General features: G+C 61.2%; 17 protein-coding genes, 1 tRNA gene and 1 pseudogene. 9 read left to right on the top strand and 10 right to left on the bottom strand.

The genetic code is table 11. The annotated features are described in order from the left end of the window. Nucleotides 1-22 precede the first annotated feature (22 nt). The 6 genes from atzF (at nucleotide 23) to ACLD1X_RS10505 (ending at nucleotide 5,899) form a co-directional block, all read left to right on the top strand. A complete protein-coding gene (gene atzF, locus ACLD1X_RS10530) occupies nucleotides 23-1,801 on the top strand; it encodes an allophanate hydrolase (protein ID WP_429367359.1) in 1,779 nt (592 codons plus the stop codon). A 219-nt stretch (nucleotides 1,802-2,020) separates the two neighbouring features. Beyond that, nucleotides 2,021-3,514: a sensor domain-containing diguanylate cyclase gene (locus ACLD1X_RS10525; RefSeq protein WP_429367357.1), complete on the top strand. Its 1,494-nt coding sequence runs from the start codon at nucleotides 2,021-2,023 to the stop codon at nucleotides 3,512-3,514. Continuing rightward, nucleotides 3,501-3,719, top strand: a complete 219-nt coding sequence (locus ACLD1X_RS10520) for a cysteine-rich CWC family protein (RefSeq protein ID WP_429367355.1) — start codon at nucleotides 3,501-3,503, stop codon at nucleotides 3,717-3,719. The genes ACLD1X_RS10525 and ACLD1X_RS10520 overlap by 14 nt, the downstream gene beginning before the upstream one ends. A 34-nt stretch (nucleotides 3,720-3,753) precedes the next feature. Beyond that, complete coding sequence (locus ACLD1X_RS10515) at nucleotides 3,754-4,446, top strand: pseudouridine synthase (protein ID WP_429367353.1); 693 nt, start codon at nucleotides 3,754-3,756, stop codon at nucleotides 4,444-4,446. Between the two features lie 313 nt (nucleotides 4,447-4,759). Beyond that, nucleotides 4,760-5,644 carry an alpha/beta fold hydrolase gene (locus tag ACLD1X_RS10510; RefSeq protein WP_429367351.1) on the top strand — a complete coding sequence of 295 codons (885 nt, stop codon included), beginning with the start codon at nucleotides 4,760-4,762 and terminating at the stop codon, nucleotides 5,642-5,644. 181 nt (nucleotides 5,645-5,825) lie between these two features. Continuing rightward, nucleotides 5,826-5,899 (top strand) — tRNA-Gly (locus ACLD1X_RS10505). 415 nt (nucleotides 5,900-6,314) lie between these two features. On the opposite strand, the gene ACLD1X_RS10500 is transcribed toward ACLD1X_RS10505, so the two are convergent. Next, nucleotides 6,315-6,725 carry a zeta toxin family protein gene (locus ACLD1X_RS10500; RefSeq protein ID WP_429367349.1) on the bottom strand — a complete coding sequence of 137 codons (411 nt, stop codon included), beginning with the start codon at nucleotides 6,723-6,725 and terminating at the stop codon, nucleotides 6,315-6,317. A 381-nt stretch (nucleotides 6,726-7,106) separates the two neighbouring features. Here ACLD1X_RS10500 and ACLD1X_RS10495 point away from each other — a divergent pair, with 381 nt between their 5' ends. Then, the gene (locus ACLD1X_RS10495) at nucleotides 7,107-7,376 is read left to right on the top strand and encodes a short-chain dehydrogenase (RefSeq protein ID WP_429367347.1); all 270 of its coding nucleotides are present in this window, start codon (nucleotides 7,107-7,109) and stop codon (nucleotides 7,374-7,376) included. 77 nt (nucleotides 7,377-7,453) lie between these two features. Beyond that, a pseudogene (locus ACLD1X_RS10490) lies at nucleotides 7,454-7,708 on the top strand (type II toxin-antitoxin system HicB family antitoxin); the annotation flags it as partial. 374 nt (nucleotides 7,709-8,082) lie between these two features. Here ACLD1X_RS10490 and tam read toward each other — a convergent pair. The 6 genes from tam to ACLD1X_RS10460 all read right to left on the bottom strand — a co-directional run bounded on the left by tam (nucleotide 8,083) and on the right by ACLD1X_RS10460 (nucleotide 12,889). Further along, on the bottom strand, nucleotides 8,083-8,853 hold the full coding sequence (tam, locus tag ACLD1X_RS10485; protein WP_429367345.1) for a trans-aconitate 2-methyltransferase: 771 nt from the start codon (nucleotides 8,851-8,853) through the stop codon (nucleotides 8,083-8,085). Between the two features lie 131 nt (nucleotides 8,854-8,984). Then, nucleotides 8,985-9,488, bottom strand: a complete 504-nt coding sequence (locus ACLD1X_RS10480) for a DUF4142 domain-containing protein (protein ID WP_429367343.1) — start codon at nucleotides 9,486-9,488, stop codon at nucleotides 8,985-8,987. Between the two features lie 73 nt (nucleotides 9,489-9,561). Continuing rightward, nucleotides 9,562-9,720, bottom strand: coding sequence for a KGG domain-containing protein (locus tag ACLD1X_RS10475; protein ID WP_150727559.1), 159 nt, complete (start codon nucleotides 9,718-9,720; stop codon nucleotides 9,562-9,564). A 117-nt stretch (nucleotides 9,721-9,837) separates the two neighbouring features. After that, nucleotides 9,838-11,184 carry a diguanylate cyclase domain-containing protein gene (locus tag ACLD1X_RS10470; RefSeq protein ID WP_429367558.1) on the bottom strand — a complete coding sequence of 449 codons (1,347 nt, stop codon included), beginning with the start codon at nucleotides 11,182-11,184 and terminating at the stop codon, nucleotides 9,838-9,840. A gap of 79 nt (nucleotides 11,185-11,263) precedes the next feature. Beyond that, nucleotides 11,264-11,902: a LysE family translocator gene (locus ACLD1X_RS10465; RefSeq protein WP_429367341.1), complete on the bottom strand. Its 639-nt coding sequence runs from the start codon at nucleotides 11,900-11,902 to the stop codon at nucleotides 11,264-11,266. Nucleotides 11,903-11,989: 87 nt separating this feature from the next. After that, nucleotides 11,990-12,889: a LysR family transcriptional regulator gene (locus ACLD1X_RS10460; RefSeq protein ID WP_429367339.1), complete on the bottom strand. Its 900-nt coding sequence runs from the start codon at nucleotides 12,887-12,889 to the stop codon at nucleotides 11,990-11,992. An 86-nt stretch (nucleotides 12,890-12,975) separates the two neighbouring features. On the opposite strand from ACLD1X_RS10460, the gene ACLD1X_RS10455 reads away from it, so the two are divergent. Next, nucleotides 12,976-13,464: a DMT family transporter gene (locus ACLD1X_RS10455; protein ID WP_429367337.1), complete on the top strand. Its 489-nt coding sequence runs from the start codon at nucleotides 12,976-12,978 to the stop codon at nucleotides 13,462-13,464. A gap of 118 nt (nucleotides 13,465-13,582) precedes the next feature. On the opposite strand, the gene ACLD1X_RS10450 is transcribed toward ACLD1X_RS10455, so the two are convergent. The 3 genes from ACLD1X_RS10450 to ACLD1X_RS10440 form a co-directional block, all read right to left on the bottom strand. After that, nucleotides 13,583-14,914: an MFS transporter gene (locus ACLD1X_RS10450; RefSeq protein WP_429367335.1), complete on the bottom strand. Its 1,332-nt coding sequence runs from the start codon at nucleotides 14,912-14,914 to the stop codon at nucleotides 13,583-13,585. A 182-nt stretch (nucleotides 14,915-15,096) separates the two neighbouring features. Then, nucleotides 15,097-16,023 carry a hydroxymethylglutaryl-CoA lyase gene (locus tag ACLD1X_RS10445; RefSeq protein ID WP_429367333.1) on the bottom strand — a complete coding sequence of 309 codons (927 nt, stop codon included), beginning with the start codon at nucleotides 16,021-16,023 and terminating at the stop codon, nucleotides 15,097-15,099. Beyond that, entirely contained in the window at nucleotides 16,020-17,213 is a 1,194-nt protein-coding gene (locus tag ACLD1X_RS10440) for a CaiB/BaiF CoA transferase family protein (RefSeq protein WP_429367331.1), read from the bottom strand. The genes ACLD1X_RS10445 and ACLD1X_RS10440 overlap by 4 nt, the downstream gene beginning before the upstream one ends. Between the last annotated feature and the right edge of the window lie 4 nt (nucleotides 17,214-17,217).

Genomic DNA, 17,217 nt, shown 5'->3' with positions numbered 1-17,217 from the left:
CATTTTGCCAAGGACTCATGCCATGAACATCAACCTGCAACTCGACGCCCTGCGCAGCGCCTACCGCGACGGCAGCCTCACACCCCGGCAACTGCTGCCGGTCCTGCGGGACAAGGCCGCGGCGCTGAACCCGGACTACCACCTGTTCATCCACTTGCTCAGCGCCGAAGAACTGGAGCCGTACCTCGCCGCCCTCGACGGTCGCGACCCCGACAGCCTGCCGCTGTATGGCGTGCCGTTCGCGATCAAGGACAACATCGACCTGGCGGGCATTGCGACCACGGCGGCGTGCCCGGCATTTGCCTACGTGCCGGAACGTTCGGCAACCATCGTCGAACAACTGCTGGCCCTCGGTGCGATTCCGCTGGGCAAGACCAACCTCGACCAGTTCGCCACAGGACTCAACGGCAGCCGCTCACCTTATGGCGCGTGCCCCAACAGCGTGTTGCCGGAATACCCGTCGGGCGGTTCCAGCGCCGGCTCGTCGCTGGCGGTAGCGCTCGGGGTCGCGAGTTTTGCGCTGGGCACCGACACCGCCGGCTCCGGGCGCGTGCCGGCGGCATTGAACAATCTGGTCGGCATGAAAGCCACCAAGGGCCTGATTTCGACGGCCGGCGTGGTACCGGCCTGCCGAACGCTGGATTGCGTCACCACCTTCACCGCCACGGCGCGGGAGGCCAGTCAGTTGCTGGCGCTCACCGCGCGCCTCGACCCACGGGACGAATACAGCCGCGGTAATCCGTTGTGGAACGACGGCTCTGCGTTCGGCACACCACGGCCGTTCCGTTTCGGCGTGCCCCGTGCGCAGGACCTGCAGTTTTTCGGTTGCCCTGAAGGCCCGCTGTTGTTCGGTGATGCCATCGACCGCCTCAAGGCCTCGGGCGGCGAAGCGGTGGAACTGGACCTGTCACCGTTTCTGGAGGCCGCACGTTTGCTCTATGAGGGGCCGTGGGTGGCCGAGCGCTACAGCGTGGCCGGGGAGTTGATGACGCAAAACCCCGAGGCCGTGTTGCCAGTGATTCGCGCCGTATTGGCCAAGGCAACCGCCGTCGACGGCGTGCAAACCTTCCGCGCCCAGTACCGGCTACAAGCGCTCAAAGCCCGGTGCGATGCCGCTCTGGAAGGCCTTGATTGCGTCGTCACGCCGACCATCGGCCGCCCGGTTACGCTGGCTGAGCTCGAGGCTGAACCGGTGCTGCGCAATTCGGAACTGGGCTACTACACCAACTTCATGAACCTGCTCGATTACGCCGCCGTCGCCGTGCCCAGCGCATTCATGGACAACGGCCTGCCATGGGGCGTGACGTTGTTTGGCCGGGCTTTTACCGACCAGTACCTGTTGAGTGTGGCCGATGCCCTGCAGCGTCAGCAAGGCTTGGCCGCCCCTGCACCGGTGACGGTTGCACGCCATGATAGGGCGCGGCTGGTGGTCTGCGGCGCGCATCTGGACGGGTTGGCGTTGAACTGGCAACTCAGACAGCGCGGTGCCCGGTTGGTGGAAACGACCTTCAGCTCGCCGGACTATCAACTCCATGCCCTGGCCGGCGGCCCGCCGTTTCGTCCGGGCATGGTCCGCGTGAAGGAAGGCGGCGTGGCGATTGCGGTGGAAGTCTGGGAGTTGCCCAGCCGTGAACTGGGTTCGTTCCTGACCGCAATTGCGGCACCACTGGGGCTGGGCAAGGTGCAACTGGCGGACGGTCGCTGGGAAAGCGGGTTTATCTGCGAGGCGCATGGGTTGGAGGGCGCGGTGAACATCAGTCATTTGGGCGGATGGCGGATGTATCTGAAATCACTGGCTTGAACACACACCCCTGTGGGAGCGGGCTTGCTCGCGAAGGCGTCAGCACACTCACGATTGAAGTGACTGTCCCACCGCCTTCGCGAGCAAGCCCGCTCCCACAAGGACCACGCGCAACCTCCGTGGAACATGGGAACGACCATTCGCGGCGCACATGGAGCAGTTATTTCCCGGCAGTACCCTTAGAATGCATGCCATCGGATTGCTGCCAATGGAACTGCCATGCCGCTTCGCTCGCCGCTGTATTCTCAACGTTCGTTGGTTCTCACGCTGGTCGCGTTGCTGGGCGCAGGCTTCCTCGCCACTTCCTTTCTCAGCTACTACGCCTCCCGGGCATCGATCCGCGACAACATCGTCAACACCGAGCTGCCGCTGACGTCGGACACGGTCTACTCGGAAATCCAGAAGGACCTCGTCAGGCCGATCCTGATCTCCTCGATGATGGCCCGCGACACCTTCATGCGCGACTGGGTGGTCAACGGTGAAAAGGATTCCGACCAGATGACCTGCTACCTCAACGAGGTCATGACCCACTACGGCGCCTACACCGCGTTCTTCGTCTCCAACGCCAGCCTGACCTACTACCACGCCAAGGGAGTGCTCAAGCAGGTCAAGGCCACCGAACCCCGCGACGCCTGGTACTTTCGCGTGCGGGACATGAAGGATCCGTACGAAATCAACGTCGACCCGGACCTCGCCAACAAGGACAACCTGACCTTCTTCATCAACTACAAGGTCTACGACTACAACGACCGATTCATCGGCGCGGCCGGGGTTGGCCTGACCGTCGACGCGGTGATCAAGTTGATCGACAAGTACCAGCAGCGTTATCAGCGCAGCGTGTATTTCGTCGACAACTTCGGGCGCCTGGTGCTCACCGGCGCCGAAGGGGGTCCGCAGGGTGCACACATCGGGCAGAAACTCGGCGAACTCGACAGCATGAAAGACCTGGTCAGCCGGCTGCCCAAACCCCACAGCGGCAGCTATGAGTATTCCGTGCAGGGCCAGGGACATTTCCTCAACGTACGCTTTATCCCGGAACTGAACTGGTACCTGTTCGTCGACAAACGCGAAGACAGCGCCCTCGGTGAAATCCGCCAGTCGCTGTACCTCAACCTGCTGATCTGCCTGCTGGTCACACTGATCGTGCTGGCCCTGCTCAACCGGGTGATCAAACGCTTTCAGGACAGGATCCAGGCCCAGGCCACCCTCGACAGCCTGACCGAACTGCCCAACCGTCGCGGCTTCGACCTGCTGGCCGCACAGGCCATACAGGAAGCCCGGCGCGAGCCCAAACCGCTGACCGCCCTGCTGCTGGACCTCGACCACTTCAAGGCCCTGAACGACACCTACGGCCACCTGGCCGGCGACCAGGTACTGATCGGTTTCGCCCGGGATCTGGAAAGTTGCCTGCGGCACGCCGACATCGTCTGCCGCTGGGGCGGTGAAGAGTTCATCGTGTTGCTCAAGGACACCGACGGCAAGACAGGCCTGATGATTGCCGAGAAAATTCGCCAGCACGTGGAACAACAGCGCTATGCCTACAACGACAAGGCCTTGCAACTGACCGTGAGCATCGGCCTCACCACCCTGCAGCCCGATGACACCTTGCACAGCCTGCTGTCACGGGCGGATCATGCGATGTACCGGGCCAAGCAAAGTGGCCGTAACCAAACCTGCGTGGAAATGTCTCACTCCGCCCATGAACCAGCCTGATCTCTGCCCCGCCTGCGGCGCCCCCAACGACTGCGCCCTGGCCGACCCGCGAACCGCCGACCGCGCCTGCTGGTGCTACGGCGTCAGCATCGACCCGGCAGTGCTCCAGGCGCTGCCGGCGCAACTGCGCGACGCTTCGTGCCTGTGCCCGCGTTGCGCCGAGGTCGAGGCGCAGTTGCAAGCAGCATCCGGGTCGATCAAGTAAGATGCGCGCCCCTTTTCTTCACTGATCCCTAGTCATGCGTGTCGACCGATTCCTCAGCAACCTGCCGTGCTTCAACCGTAAGCAGGTGCGCCTGTTGCTGGTGGAAAAACGCGTCAGGGTCGACGGAAAAGTCGTCAGTGACCCGCACAGCGAAGTCCGTGAATTCAGCCGTGTCGAAGTGGACGACGACGTGCTGCAAGCCGGCAAACCGCTGCGCCATTTCATGCTGCACAAGCCCGCCGGATGCGTCAGCGCCACGCGCGATCCACAGCACCCGACCGTGCTCGATCTGATCCGTGAACCGGACAAGGACGAACTGCACATCGCCGGCCGCCTGGACTTCAATACCACCGGCCTGATGCTGATCACCAATGACGGCAGCTGGTCGCGCCGCCTGACCCAACCGCAAACCAAACTGCCCAAGGTCTATTACGTCGAAACCGAGCAGGACATCGGCCCCGAATACGCGATCAAATTCAGTGAAGGGCTGTACTTCGCCTTCGAAGACCTCACCACGCAACCGGCCGGGCTAGAGCGGCTCGGGCCGAAATCGGCACGCCTGAGCATCGTCGAAGGCCGTTATCACCAGGTGAAGCGCATGTTCGGCCACTTCGACAACAAGGTGCTGCGCCTGCACCGCGAACGCATGGGGCCGCTGGTGCTCGATGACGCGTTGAAACCGGGCGAATACCGCCCGCTGACCGACGAAGAGATCGGATCGATCTAAGCGCCAGACCGCTCAGCAGAAAGTTGTCGAACAATTTACCAACGGCACTTGCGCAATGATGTGACCCCTGCTTGAATCAGGACGTCGGCCGAAATGTGACCGATGAGTCACCACATACTTCCAAGAAACTTTTTGCCGGTAGGAACCCATGGGTTCCGGCCTCACCCGGCAGACTGCCCGCCAATAACAATACCCGTCGACCGGACTGCAATGGATCGACATGGGCCTGCAAATTCCAAGGCATATGCCTACCTGTCACAAAGCTCGTGCAATCTCATTTGCGCGCATACCCGCTTGCCAGGAGTCTTATGACATGAGGCCAGAAATCGCTGTGCTGGATATACAGGGTCAGTACCGGGTTTACACGGAGTTCTATCGCGCAGACGCCGCAGAGAAGACCATTATTCTGGTCAACGGCTCGATGGCCACGACTGCGTCGTTTGCACAAACCGTGAAAAACCTCCATCCGCAGTTCAACGTCGTCTGCTACGACCAGCCCTACGCGGGCCGGTCAAAAGCCCACAACCTGCATGAAAAAATGCTCACCAAGGAAATCGAAGGGCAGATCCTGCTGGAGCTGATCGACCACTTCGCCGCCGAGCACGTCCTGTCGTTTTCCTGGGGCGGCGCCGCGACCATGATGGCGTTGTCACAACGGCCACGGCGCATCGAAAAGGCCGTGATCAGCTCGTTCTCCCCGGTGATCAACGCACACATGCTCGACTACCTCGAGCGCGGAGTCGAACACCTCGGCAACCTGGACCGCGACCGGGTCGGGCACCTGGTCAACGACACCATCGGCAAACACCTGCCGTCGCTGTTCAAGCGTTTCAACTACCGCCACGTCAGCTCCCTGGCCGAGCATGAGTACGGGCAGATGCACTTCCACATCAACGACGTGCTGCACAGCGACCGCCAGTGCTACCTGCACGCGGCGAAAAAAATCGATGTGCCGGTGCTGTTCCTCAACGGCGAATGGGACGAATACACCGCCGCCGACGACGCCCGGTTGTTCGCCAGCCACGTGCAACACAGCACGTTCAGCACCCTTCAGGCCACCGGCCACTTCCTCGACATGGAGCACAAGGCCGCCTGCCGAGACAGCCGCAACGCACTGATGGGTTTCCTGAAACCGTCGCAACACGAAAGCCGACCGCGTTACCACAACGTCCAGGAACACCATGCATTGGCAAGCTGAAGTAGCGTCATCGCGAGCAAGCCCCGCCCTGCTGCGTTAAACGTATTGCACAGGCGCGAGGCTTGCCCGCGATCGACCGTCACGGGCGCCATGCGTTGTCGATAAATCCGCGTTAAACCCGCCCCACGTAAAGAAAAACTTCAAATCGCCGGCCGTATCTGGTACAAAGTCAGCGCTCTGAGCGGGTGTCGTATAATGGCATTACTCCAGCTTCCCAAGCTGATAACGAGGGTTCGATTCCCTTCACCCGCTCCAATCGAATTCAGTCTCACGTCAGGATGGTTTTGACGGGGGATATAGACACAGAAAAAACCGGCCTTGATGGCCGGTTTTTTTATGCCCGGGATCTGGGTAGCACAGACCGATGTACGGTCTGGTAACGATCTGACTGAACGAAGGTGGATTCACCAGGAAGTCATATGCTGAAAAGCCCAGCATTGAGCAGGGCTTTGAATTGGCGCTGTGATGAAAGATCAGCCCGTCGGAGCAGCGGCCTTAGCAGCTTTTATAGCTTCTGCTTTCTGCACGACATCACGTTGAGAGGCATTAGCCTTGCTAATCACGCCCATCAAGATCTCTCGCCTTGCTTCGGCTGGAGTGTTAGAAAAAAAATCAGTCAACGCACTGGTTTTTTTGTGCCTTGGCTGTACTCATTGATTTCATGCCTCTGTTAACAGCTCAGGTTGGCCATTGTCCCATCCAGAATAAACGAGAGGCGTTTTTCAAATGCCCGGTCCAGGACTCTTTCCAGAATTTTGGTAACCGCACGCTGAAACAAGTACGAGTTACCTCCGGCATAACCGGGAATCAGATTTCTGAAATCGTCAGGGTCTATACGAAGCACACGCTTGGCGTGAAGGCTCATGTTCCGCTCGTCCAAATCCTCGGCCATGGCTTTGGATACCTCTGTCTTGCCAGCTCCGGGAGAGCCAGCCATGAACACCGTAAATGGCGTTTCTTCGCTGAAGTACGCAGCAGTGTCCGCGATCTGCCGAGCCAAAGACGTCCGATTCTCTCGGGCGAACTCAAAAGCGGCTTTCTCTATAGCCATCTCTTCTGGCGTCATCAATGACTCACTCATGTTTTTACCCGGCTCAAGATAACAACGTCCCCATTGCCATCCTGGACCGGGAGCGAGCACAACCGTCAAAAAGGCCGCGTCCTACACGACACTGGGAATTGTCCGTACACTCACGCATTGCTGTGCTTTTGCCACGAGGCCTATAGTCCGAGCGCGCCCAAATGGCGTATCGGGTTTGGCGACTTGATGGCAAAGCATAGGAACCTCCGAGCTGTCTCGGAGCGTTTCTGAACGCACTTGGCTACCTGTTTATGGTGGCTGTGCGTGGGAGACCTTCGGGTCTGCCGGTTTGCCTTGTCCCGGTTCGCCAACCTGCGTACAGCTACCACCTTTTGTTTGGCGACACTGAGTGGTAGTTCACTTCAATTCAAGGAATCACTCATGAAAGAATTCATGGCTTTAACCAGCAACGCCGACGACCTCCCCTCGCTATACGTCAACACCACCCAACCCCTGCACTCCCTGCTCAGCACCGCCAGTTACAGAATTCGAGCCGTCACCCAGCTCCTTGAAAACCTCGCGATGCGTGGCGACCTGACCTCCGACACCGTGGTCCTCAGCGACTTCGCATTGCTCTGCTGCGTGCCATTGCGCGATGGATGCGATGTGCTGGACGTCATCGCTCGACGCATGGATGCAGAACCCGCCTGACAGTCCACCCGGCGCCTTTCGGGGGCGCCCTTCGGGATTCATAACCCCACCCGCTGTGTTCACGCAGGACCATGAACATGTTTTACCCGATTGCGATTTCCATGGGCGACGACGAACATGCGTGGGGCGTGGAAGTCCCGGATGTGCCTGGTTGTTATAGCGCTGGTGAAGATCTGGAAGATGCGATAGCCATGGTTCAACAAGCCATCGAGGGGCATTTCGAGACGCTCGTCGAAGACGGTGCGCCCTTCCCCTCGGCCAGCAGCGTTACCCTGCATGCAGCCAACCCAAAGTACGCAGGCTGTACGTGGGCATTGGTGGAAGTTGACGTGATCGAGTGAACTGACCGGAGCCCCTGATATGACTCAAAACAGTGGGTCGGTGTTCAGCGCTGAATGTGACCCTGCCACCTAGACGCTCATATCTTTTGCGTATAGATCACCGCAAGCGAATAAAGAAACCGTAGAGCGACGTTGAGCCCGGCAGTTGATCCCTTATTCTCCCGGCTCACCCTTTGCCCCCGAGATCAACATGCACAATTCAGAGTTGGGAATCATGATCATTTCATTGATCGGGTTGTTCGGCTTTGCCTCGTTTGCCTTTGAATACTTGAGCGCCCGACGCTCGAAAAAAAATACGCCTCAGTGATTTTTCCAAGCGGCAAAAAAAGGGACAGATGACGCTCATCAACTGCCCCTTTTTTGTATCAGCGGGTTGCGACGATAAACAGCCGCGGAAACGGCAACAGTACCGAACCATCGGCCAAGGCCGGATACGCCTGCTCGATAGCCGCCTGATACTGCTTCAGATACTGCGCCCGCTCCGCCTCGTCCAGCGGATCGAGGAACGGCCGCAAACCACTACCCTTGAACCACTCCACCACGCCAGACGCACCGCCCGTGAGGGGATGATGGTAGGTGGTGCGCCACACATCGACGCGGGTGCAACAGGCCTTGAGTATCGAGTAGTAACCGCTGGCATCGGCCATCTCGGTGCGCTGCCCGGCGGCGCCTGCCAGTTTGCTGGCCCATGGGCCATCAGCGGCGACTTCACGCATCAAACGGTGCGAGTGCTGATTCAGGTTGTCAGGCATCTGGATGGCCAGACTGCCTCCGGGCGCAAGCTTGCTCACCAGCGACGGCAACAACGTCCCGTGATCGGGCAGCCACTGCAATACCGCGTTGGCGAAAATCACGTCGAACGGGCCGCTGTCGTTCCAGGTATCGATGTCGGCCACATCGAACTGCACCTGCGGCAGGCGTTTGCGCGCGGCCTCGATCATGTCGGTCGAACTGTCCAGCCCGCGCACCGTGGCGTTGGCAAAACGCTCGACCAGCAGCTCGGTGGAGTTACCGGGACCGCAACCGATATCGATGGCCGAGCGCACGTCCCCGGCGGGGACGGCCGCCAGCAGGTCACGGGCGGGACGGGTGCGTTCATCTTCAAAAGCGACGTACTGCTTGGCGGACCAACTCATTGCGTTCTCCTGTCGGTGTGTCGTCCTGGCCGAGGCCAGCAACCGGATCGCTACGATACCTCGACTGGAAGGCATTGCCCTATCCCGACTTTTGGTGGAGTGCGTTGAGATTGCCCTTGACCTGCTGACGCTCAACTCCTCGCCTGCAACGCCTTGGCCATCTGCAGATGAATTTGCAATTTTGGCAGGGTTTCTTCGGCGAACGCCTTGATTTGCGGCACGTCGGTGGTCTGCGCTTCCTGCTGCAACTGATCGATGGCTTCCTGCGTGGTCTTCACCTGACTGGCTGTGTAGGCCTCATCGTATGTCGCCCCATCCATGACTTGCGGCATCAGGGCTTTGGCCTTTTCGACAATTTCCTCGCGCGGGGCCACCGGCAAATCCAGTTGTTTGGCGATTTTCGCCAGGTGCTGGTTCGCCGTGGTGCGGTCGTTGATGACGATGATGGTGTAGTCCTTGACTTCCCTGGACTCGGATTTCTGATGCGCCAGGCGGCTCGCTTCAATATCGGCGATCCCTTGTGCCGAGGCCTCGTCGATGAACTCGGCGGGCGACTGGGCAAAAGCGCTGCTGGCTAACAGGCCCAGTAACGTGGCTAAACTGGCATTGCATAATCGGGTGGCCATGCGGTTCATGGTCGCGCCCTCCTTTTTCCAATTCAAACGGGAGCTTTCGCCCCCGCCTCTCAATCAAAACCACCGGCATCCTTTAGCGGGATTTCTGACCGCCCTTGCGGCCCATGTCGGGTTTCGCCGGGTCTTTATCGACGGTCGTGGTGGTGGTTTTCCCACCCTTGCGACCCGCTTCGGAAGCCTTCGTTCGATCGTTGGTAAAGTTTCCCGAGTTCGAGTTTCTTGAATTAGGCATGATTCTCTTCCTCTTGGTGATGATCGCGGCGAGCTTGCGCCCGCAAAGAATCTGAATTTGCGCGTCACAAAAGGTTTAGAAAATTGCATGGGTACCACGACGAACGGTGCCCGGCGGTCAGACCAGTCGCAGGTGATGCTCGCGTTTGGCGCAGTACATCGCCTCGTCGGCATGCCGGAACAACTGTTTCTCTTCGGTACCGTGATCGGGGTATCGGGCGACGCCGATACTTGGCTGGATGCTCAGGTTATGCCCGTCCAGACGCAGCGGCTGGGCCAGGACCTGACGAACTTTTTCGACCACGATATCGGTGTCTTCCGAGGCGTGAATGCTGTGCAGCAGCACCACGAACTCATCGCCGCCAATGCGCGCCACGGTGTCGGTTTCCCGCACGCAGCCCTTGAGCCGGTTGGCCACCGCTTGCAGCAGCATGTCGCCAACCGCGTGGCCATGGGTGTCATTGACTTGCTTGAAGCGGTCGAGGTCGACGTACAGCAGCGCCATGTACCCGTCGTCCTCACGGGCCAATTGCAGTGATGCCTTGAGCCGGTCGCGCAGCAGCTCACGGTTGGGCAGCTGGGTCAGCTGGTCGTACTGGGCCATGTGTTGCAGGCGGGCGTGCAGTTGTTTGCGCTCGATGGCGGTCGCGACCTGGGCGCAGACGTATTGCAGCAATTCCTTGTCTTGCTCGGTGTAGCGCTCGCCGCCGGGAATGCTTTTGACGATCAACGCGCCGATGGTGCCGTTTTGCGAGTTCAGCGGCACACCCAGCCAGCAGGTTGCGTTCTGCTCTGTCACCAGCACTTCGAAGCCGGCAGGCGGTGTGATCTGGTCCGGGGTCAGCAGGATCGGTTGCCCTGTGCGGATCACTTCGGCGCACAGGCGCCCGGTCATGGTTCCGGGTTGTTCAGGCTGTGGCTCGTGGTCATCGACGTGATAAGGGAAGTTCAGTTCTGCGCAGTGCTCGTCGTACAGCGCCACGGAAAAATTCAGTGCCGGCAGCCATTCGCCGATGATCAGGTGGATACGCTTGAACAACGCCAGCAGGTCCTCTGCCGCATGGGCCGCTTCGGAAATCGCGTACAGCGCGGCCTGCCGGGATTCGGCCTGCTTGCGTTCGGTGATGTCGCGCGCCACCGCGATGCGCAGCTGATCGACCTCGGACCAGCGTGCCGACCAGAGGATGTGCACCACGCTGCCATCCTTGCGCAGGTAGCGGTTTTCGAAGTTGAGCTTGGGTTCGCCGCCCATGATTTCCCGGGCGGCGTCGAGGGTACGCTGGCGATCACCGGGGTGCACCATGTCGATCATTGGCTGGCCGATCATCTCATCGGCGCTGTAGCCGAATATGCGCTCGCACGCGGCACTGACAAAGACGAAGCGGCCCTGTTTATCCACCGCACAGACGGCGTCCAGCAACAGATCGATATAGCTCGCCAATGGCGCGGAATTCCGGTTTTCCATGGTTCGGCGTGGGTGTCCCGATAATGCAGCGCTCATCAATCATCCCTGCCCCGTCGGCCTTGCATCCTTGTGATCACATTCAAGCCTTGTTCGGCATCAGCCCCGGCAACGCATGGACCAGCGCATTGATGGCAAATCCGATGAACATTACCCCGCACAACCGGGTGATTGCCAGTTCATGACGCTGGTACAAGGTGCGCACTCGCCGTGCACCGACAATGCCGATGAGAATAGCGTAGGCGAGCAATCCGCCAACGAAACTCAGGCCAATCAGTGTCGGCAGCATTGACCAGTGGAGCAGTTCCGCACGGCTCGACAACAGCGCCGTGAACGTCGCCACTGCTACCGGATAGGCCTTGGGATTGGTCAGGCCAAACAGGATGCCGTGCCAGAACGGCTGCCGCGCCGGGCCTTGCGGCGCATCAGCGCTACTGCGCCGCGCGCGCACCGCACGCCAGCCGAGCCAGAACAGGTACAGGCCGCTGAGCACACCGAGCACGTCGAACGCGGTACTGCCGATCTCCCGCGCACCGACAATCGCGATCAGCGCCGTGCTGCACCAGACCACATCGCCGAGCAAATGCCCGCACAGAAACCCCGCCCCGGCCCGACGCCCGTGGGCCGCGCCAATGCCGAACACCGCCAGCACACCCGGCCCCGGGGTGATGCCGTAGATAAAACCCGAGGCCAGCACGGCCATTAGCAACGATGGGGTCATGGGGAGTCCTTTTGAACCGTCTGGTGAATGGTCGTCAGTCTATATCAGGTCCTCGGCCGCCGACTGCCTGATCGCGACAGAAATCAGTCAACGGTGGGTCCCCTGCATGATCCGCTCATTCAACCAGTGCAACGCCTGATCCCCGCCCCGCCGCTTGTGCCAGACCTGTACGAAGGTGAACGACGGGATGTGAAACGGTGGTGGCACGACCATCAGTGATTGCTCATCGATATCGCGCAAGCCCCGGGACGCGACGGTGAGGATCAGGTCGGTGCCGCTGATGAGTTCCGGGGCCACGCTCCAGTGCGGCAGGCTGATGGCGACGCGGCGGCGTTCGCGCAGGGCGGTCAGGGCGCGCTCGATTTCCGGGGTGCCGCTGCCGCGCATCTCCAGCAGGACGTGAGGCCGTGCCAGATAGGTGGACAGGTCGAGCACGCCGCCTGCGGGCAAGCTTTTGCGATCCACCAGGCAGGCGTAGTGCTCTTCGAACAGAGGGGTGCTGCGCAAGTCATTGGGCATTTCCGGGAACACACCGACGGCGACATCAAGGTCACCGTTGAGCACCCCGTCGAGCATGCCTTCGCGGCTGCCGTGGCTGATTTGCAGGTCGATGCCCGGCGCTTCGTGACGCAACGTACGGATTAGTCCCGGCAGGACAATGGCGGCGCCATAGTCGGACATCGCCAGGCGGAATGTACGCTGGGCGGTCGCGGGATCGAAGGCATTGGGCGCCAGCAGGGCTTGCACCTGGGCCAGGGCTTCGGCCAGCGGTGCCACCAGTTCCAGCGCTCGCGGCGTCGCGACAAGGCCGGCCCCGGCGCGCACCAGCAGCGGATCGCCCAGCAGGTCGCGCAACCGCGCCAGCGCATGACTGACCGCCGGCTGGCTCAAGTGCAGACGCTCGGCCGCCCGGGTCACGTGTTGCTCGCTGAGCAAGGCGTCGAGGATCACCAGCAAATTGAGGTCGATACGTCGCAGATCATTCATTTGCTGCATGTTCTGGATAACAAAACGGAATTTAAATCTGCGCGACGAATACCCTAGAGTCCAGCAAAACCTGTTGGAGATTGATCATGAGTACGTTGCATTGGGCCGGTTGGTTGCTGCTGGCCGCCTTCGCCGGGGCGGTGGTGCCGTTTCAGAGCGCAATCAACGTCAACCTTGGACGCGGCCTGGGTCATCCGTTGTGGGCGACGCTCGCCTCGTTGCTGGTGAGCGTCGTGGTGTTGTTGCCGATCATCGTTGCGATGCGTTTACCGTTGCCGTCGCTGGCATTCATCAGCCAGGCGCCACTCTGGATGTGGGCCGGTGGCGCCTTTGGGGTGTGTTTTATTTCCCTGGCATTGGTGCTGCTACCCAAACTCGGTGCCGCAGGGTTCATGGCGTTGGCGCTGGCGGGCCAAGTGGTGGCGTCGTTGTTGCTGGATCACTTCGGCTGGTTCGGGTTGATGGAGCGGCCGATCAGCTTGCCCAGGGTGTTCGGGGTGGTGCTGTTGATGGCCGGGGTGGTGTTGATTCAATTTTTTGATGCACCGGCCAAAGGATTGGTGACGGCGGGTTGATGGGGCAACCGACGATGCCAGGGTGTTCTCCTGGCCGCCTTCGCGAGCAAGCCCGCTCCCACAGGGAGGTACGCGGTTCCTGTGGGAGCGGGCTTGCTCGCGAAGGCGGTCTATGGCATCAGGCCTTGTCGAGTGTCCGCAACTTCTGCGGCAACCCCCACAGCAACAGCGCTACGGCAATCAGCGCACAAACACCAATGACATACAGCGCCGGCGTGGTGCTGCCGGTCAGGTCCTTGATCCGGCCGACCATCACCGGGCTGACGATGCCGCCGAACTGGCCCAGGGTGTTGATCACCGCGATCCCCCCGGCGGCCCCCGCACCGGCCCCGGCCAGCAGTTTCGGCGGCAGGGTCCAGAAGCTCGGGATGGAGGCGATGATCCCGGCACCAAGCAGGCCCAATGCGACAATCAGGAAGGTCGTGTGACTGGCGAAGATCCCCGCACAGAAGAACCCGACCGCGCCGACCGCCACCAGACCGGCGACATACTTGCGCCGCTCGCCGGAAGCATCGGACAGGCGTCCGATCACCACCATGCTGATGGCGCCACAGATGTACGGGATGGCCGTCAGCAAGCCGATCATCACCGGACTTTCAGTGCCGGCGCTGCGGATCAGTTGCGGCGCCCAGAAATTCAAGCCGTAGGACGCCACCTGAATCAGGAAATAGATCAGCCCCAAGGTCAGGAAGCCCGGGATCCGCAGGGCGGCGAGCAGCGAACCGCCGCTCTTGTGCGGCTCATGCTGGGCGATGCGGCTGGCCAGCAGGGTCTTCTCCGAAGGCGTCAGCCAATGGGCGTCTTCGATGCGGTCCTTGAGCAGGGTCAACACCAGCAGACCGAGGCCGATGCACGGCACGCCGCCGAGCAGGAACAGCCAGTGCCAGCCACGCATTTGCAGCACGCCGTCGAGGTGTTGCAGCACCAGGCCCGAGAACGGCGCGCCCACCAGGCCGGCGAACGCCGACGACAGGAACAGCATAGAGGTGATGCGCCCGCGATAGTGCTGCGGGAACCACAGGGTCAGGTAATACAGCACGCCCGGGGCGAACCCCGCCTCCATCGCGCCGATTACGAAGCGCAGCACGTAGAACTGCCATTCGCTGTTGACGAACACCATGGCTGCCGTGGCCAGCCCCCAGGACATCATGATCCGGGCGATCCAGCGCCGGGCACCGACCTTGTACAGCATCATGTTGCTCGGCACTTCGAAGATCACATAGCCGACCACGAACAACCCGGCACCGAGGCCATACGCGGTGTCGCTCAGGCTCAAATCGGTCTGCAACTGGAACTTGGCGAAGCTGATGTTGATGCGGTCGAAAAACGCGAACAGGTAGCAGACCATGATCAGCGGCATCAGGCGCCAGGCGACTTTGCTGACCAGGGCTTTTTCGGTGTCGTGGCTAACGGACGGGCTCACGCCCGCCTCCAGTGCATTGAGGCTCATTGTGGTTCTCCAGGCGGACTTCCCGTGGGTGTCCGATTGTTTTTGTTGTCTGGTCAATGTTCGATTTCACTGTAGGAGCGAGCTCGCTCGCGATGAACCCGAGATCGCCGCGCGGTATCTGGCATCCTGCGTTATCGTTGACGTCCATCGCGAGCATGCTCGCTCCTACAGGGGATTGGTGGTCAGGTAGGGATCGGGTGCAGGTCGCAATTGCGCCCGGCCTTGGCCAGTTGACCGGGCACTTCGTGACCGAGCAGCGCCGGCAACCCGCGGGACAGTTTCAGCAGCATCGGCAAATCGATGCCGGTGTGAATGCCGACTTCATCGCACAGGTTCACCAGGTCCTCGGTGCAGATGTTTCCAGATGCCCCCGGTGCGAACGGGCAGCCGCCGAGGCCGCCGAGGGCCGCGTCGAAGCGCCGGGCACCGGCTTCGTAAGCGGCCAGCACGTTGCACAAGCCAAGACCGCGAGTGTTGTGAAAATGCAGGGTCAGGTCCGATGGGGAAACCCTTTGCAGCACCCGGCGCACCAGCCGGTCGACCTGACGCGGGTTGGCCATGCCCGTCGTATCGGCCAGGGTAATGCCCCGGATGCCGAGTTCCTGATAGGCCTCGACGATCTGCAATACGCGGTCCTCATCGATCTTGCCTTCAAACGGACAGCCGAAGCTGGTGGCGATGCTGGCGTTGAGTCGCACAGGGCTGCCGCCAACGAAGTGCACAATCTCACCGAACGCCGCCAAGGAATCCTCACAACGCATGCGCATGTTCGCCAGGTTGTGGGTCTGGCTGGCGGACATCACCAGGTTCAGCTCATCGGCCCTGCACGCCAATGCCCGCTGCGCGCCCTTGAGGTTGGGGATCAACGCGACGTAGATCACCCCCGGTTGCCGGGTGATGCCCTTGAACACCAGCTCGCCATCGCGCAGTGCCGGTATGGCTTTGGGCGACACGAACGAACCGGCTTCGATACGGCTGAATCCGGCCTGTGACAGTTGGTCGATCAAGTCAATCTTGTCGTGGGTTTCAACCCAGGTCGGCTCGATTTGCAAACCGTCGCGCGGGGACACTTCCTGCACGATCAGCTGGTCGGAATAGTCAGTGATCATTGCACCACTCCTTCGACTTTCAGGCGTTCGATGTCTGTTGCCGTCAGACCCAGTTGCGCGAGGATGCCGTCGGTGTGCTGGCCCAGCCCGGGGCCGGACCAGTTCACGCCACCGGGGGTCTCGGAGAGTTTCGGCACGATGCCCGGCATCTTCACAGTGGCGCCACCGGGCAGCTCGGCATTGAGCAGCATGTCCCGCGCCTGATAGTGCGGGTCGGCGACGATGTCGGCCACCGAGTAGATGCGCCCGGCCGGGACTTCGGCGGCTTCCAGCGCGGCCAGCACTTCGTCTATGGGCAAGCTGCTGGTCCAGTGGGTGATGGCGGCATCGAGCAGATTGCTTTTGGCGGCACGCCCGTCGTTGTGGGCGAACTCAGGCGCTTCGGCCAGATCGGCGCGGCCGATGGTCTGCATCAGGCGCCGGTAGATCGGGTCGCTGTTGCCGGCAATCACCACGTAGGCGCCGTCGGCGGTCAGATAGGTGTTGGACGGTGCGATCCCCGGCAAGGCGCCACCACTGCGTTCACGCACATGGCCCAGCATGTCGTATTCCGGCACCAGGCTTTCCATCACGTTGAACACGCTTTCGGCCAGCGACACATCAACGATTTGCCCGCCGCCCTGCCCGGTCTTGACCCTCAGCAGCGACATCAGCGCACCGATCACCGCGTGCAGCGAAGCCAGGGAATCGCCAAGGCTCACGCCGACCCGCGCCGGCGGCGAACCGGGCGTGCCGGTGGTGTAGCGGATCCCGCCCATGGCTTCGCCTATGGCACCGAAACCCGGACGATCGCGGTACGGGCCGGTCTGGCCGTACCCGGAAATCCGCACCAGTGTCAGGTTGGGGTTGAGCGCGTGCAGCACGTCCCAACCGAGGCCGAGCTTCTCCAGTGCGCCGGGGCGCAGGTTCTCGATCAGCACATCGGCGCTGGTCGCCAGTTGCTTGACCAGTTCGATGCCTTCCGGGGATTTGAGGTTCAGCGCCAGGGACTTCTTGTTGCGTGATTGCAGGTACCACCACAACGAGGTGCCTTCGTGCAGCTTGCGCCATTTGCGCAGGGGATCGCCCTGGCCCATGGCTTCGATCTTGATCACTTCGGCGCCGAACTCGGCCAGCATGCGCGCGGCAAACGGCGCGGCGATCAGCGTACCGATCTCGATCACTTTGATCGCACTCAAGGGGGCAGTCATCGCG

This window comes from Pseudomonas sp. 18173 (genome assembly GCF_050432945.1).
GTDB lineage: Bacteria > Pseudomonadota > Gammaproteobacteria > Pseudomonadales > Pseudomonadaceae > Aquipseudomonas.
Note: the sequence above shows the minus strand (reverse complement) of the source record. Positions and strands in the feature narration are given on the sequence as shown.

Excerpts from the sequence above, each read along its gene's own strand:
- ACLD1X_RS10500 (WP_429367349.1), bottom strand. The coding sequence starts at position 6,725 with ATGAGTGAGTCATTGATGACGCCAGAAGAGATGGCTATAGAGAAAGCC.
- atzF (WP_429367359.1), top strand. The coding sequence starts at position 23 with ATGAACATCAACCTGCAACTCGACGCCCTGCGCAGCGCCTACCGCGAC.
- ACLD1X_RS10445 (WP_429367333.1), bottom strand. The coding sequence starts at position 16,023 with ATGATCACTGACTATTCCGACCAGCTGATCGTGCAGGAAGTGTCCCCG.
- ACLD1X_RS10515 (WP_429367353.1), top strand. The coding sequence starts at position 3,754 with ATGCGTGTCGACCGATTCCTCAGCAACCTGCCGTGCTTCAACCGTAAG.
- ACLD1X_RS10460 (WP_429367339.1), bottom strand. The coding sequence starts at position 12,889 with ATGAATGATCTGCGACGTATCGACCTCAATTTGCTGGTGATCCTCGAC.
- ACLD1X_RS10520 (WP_429367355.1), top strand. The coding sequence starts at position 3,501 with ATGAACCAGCCTGATCTCTGCCCCGCCTGCGGCGCCCCCAACGACTGC.
- tam (WP_429367345.1), bottom strand. The coding sequence starts at position 8,853 with ATGAGTTGGTCCGCCAAGCAGTACGTCGCTTTTGAAGATGAACGCACC.
- ACLD1X_RS10475 (WP_150727559.1), bottom strand. The coding sequence starts at position 9,720 with ATGCCTAATTCAAGAAACTCGAACTCGGGAAACTTTACCAACGATCGA.
- ACLD1X_RS10480 (WP_429367343.1), bottom strand. The coding sequence starts at position 9,488 with ATGAACCGCATGGCCACCCGATTATGCAATGCCAGTTTAGCCACGTTA.
- ACLD1X_RS10525 (WP_429367357.1), top strand. The coding sequence starts at position 2,021 with ATGCCGCTTCGCTCGCCGCTGTATTCTCAACGTTCGTTGGTTCTCACG.
- ACLD1X_RS10455 (WP_429367337.1), top strand. The coding sequence starts at position 12,976 with ATGAGTACGTTGCATTGGGCCGGTTGGTTGCTGCTGGCCGCCTTCGCC.
- ACLD1X_RS10510 (WP_429367351.1), top strand. The coding sequence starts at position 4,760 with ATGAGGCCAGAAATCGCTGTGCTGGATATACAGGGTCAGTACCGGGTT.
- ACLD1X_RS10450 (WP_429367335.1), bottom strand. The coding sequence starts at position 14,914 with ATGAGCCTCAATGCACTGGAGGCGGGCGTGAGCCCGTCCGTTAGCCAC.
- ACLD1X_RS10440 (WP_429367331.1), bottom strand. The coding sequence starts at position 17,213 with ATGACTGCCCCCTTGAGTGCGATCAAAGTGATCGAGATCGGTACGCTG.
- ACLD1X_RS10470 (WP_429367558.1), bottom strand. The coding sequence starts at position 11,184 with ATGGAAAACCGGAATTCCGCGCCATTGGCGAGCTATATCGATCTGTTG.
- ACLD1X_RS10465 (WP_429367341.1), bottom strand. The coding sequence starts at position 11,902 with ATGACCCCATCGTTGCTAATGGCCGTGCTGGCCTCGGGTTTTATCTAC.
- ACLD1X_RS10495 (WP_429367347.1), top strand. The coding sequence starts at position 7,107 with ATGAAAGAATTCATGGCTTTAACCAGCAACGCCGACGACCTCCCCTCG.